The organism is Mitsuaria sp. TWR114, assembly GCF_007997345.1.
Genome location: NZ_VOSR01000751.1, coordinates 1 through 1,385, shown reverse-complemented (window position 1 = coordinate 1,385; position 1,385 = coordinate 1). Strand labels below are relative to the sequence as shown.

1 protein-coding gene is annotated in these 1,385 nt (G+C 71.7%); it reads left to right on the top strand.

Annotation, left to right across the window (positions count from 1 at the left end; all coding sequences use genetic code 11):
* Nucleotides 1-1,242: DUF4010 domain-containing protein (locus FUT87_RS23645; protein ID WP_147242585.1), on the top strand; the 1,242-nt coding region annotated here is incomplete at its 5' end.
* Nucleotides 1,243-1,385: the final 143 nt, after the last annotated feature.

The window sequence follows — 1,385 nt, the reverse complement described above, 5'->3', positions numbered from 1 at the left end:
CTGGGCCTGCTGCTGGGCCTGGAGCGGGAGCGGCGCGGCAAGGAGGCCGGGCTGCGGACCTTCGGCTTCATCGCCTTGCTCGGCGCGCTGGGCGGCTCGCTGGGCGAGCATTACGCGCTGCTGAGCCTGATCCTGGCCGCCGGCCTGGCGATCCCGCTGAACGTGCACACGATGCGCGGCGGCCATGGGCCGGAGCTGACGACCTCCGCCGCGATGCTGGTGACCTGCATGGCGGGCGTGCTGTGCGGGCTCGGCCACACGGTGACGCCGGCGGCGGTGATGGTGAGCACGACCGCGCTGCTGGCCTGGAAGGAGCGGCTCTCGGGCCTGTCGATGGGCCTGACCGAGGGCGAGGTGCGCTCGGCCCTGCTGCTCGCGATCCTGGCCATCGTCATCTACCCGGCGCTGCCGGCCGGCGCGGTGGGCCCTTGGCGGCTGATCGAGCCGCGCGCCGCCTGGGTCACGGTGATCCTGATCGCCAGCATCGGCTTCGTGAACTACATCCTGTGGAAGATGTATGGCTCCAAGGGCGCGGAGCTGTCGGCCTTCTTCGGTGGCCTGGTCAACAGCAACTTCACCGTCGTCGAGATGGCCACGCGGGTCCGCGAGACCGCCGGCCGCTTCGCCGAAGGCGCTTACCGCGCGGTGCTGGTGGCGGTGGCCGCGATGGTGCTGCGCAACGCGGTGCTGCTGCTGATCCTCACGCCGCTGGCCTTCGTCAACGCGGCGGCGGCCTTCGGGATGATGGTGCTGTCGGCGGCGGGCTTCGTGGTGCTGAGCCTGCTGCAGCGCAACGGCACGCCGACCGCGGATGTCTCGGACATCAAGCTGGAGCTGCCGTTCTCGCTGCCGGTGGCGCTGCGCTACGGGCTGCTGTTCCTGGCGCTGCACATCGTGGGCCGGCTGATGCAGCGCGAATTCGGCGAGGCTGGCTTCTATGCGGTCACCGTCATCGGCGGGCTGCTGTCCAGCGCCAGCGCGGTGGCCGCCGCGGCGAGCATGGCGGCGCAGGGCGCGATCGGCTTCGACGTCGCGGCCAACGGCGCGGTGCTGGCATCGCTCACCAGCCTGGTGTTCAGCCTGTCCTTCATCGTGCGCACCGGGCATCGGCCCCTGATCGCGCGCCTGGCGATCGCGATGGTGGGCATCGCGCTGGCGGGCGGACTGGGCCTGCTGCTGCGCGAGCTGGTCAAGCCGCTGGTCGAGGCGCTGCTGCCCTACGCCAACGGCAACGGGCCCTGAGCAGGGCGAGGGTTCAGCGCCGCGCCTTCGCCTCCAGCACGAAATACGCGATCGCCGCGACCGCCAGCGGCGCGAGGTAATACAGGGCGCGGTAGGCGATCAGCGCCGCCAGCACCTGGCCGTCGCCGAGCGGCGGGAGCGGA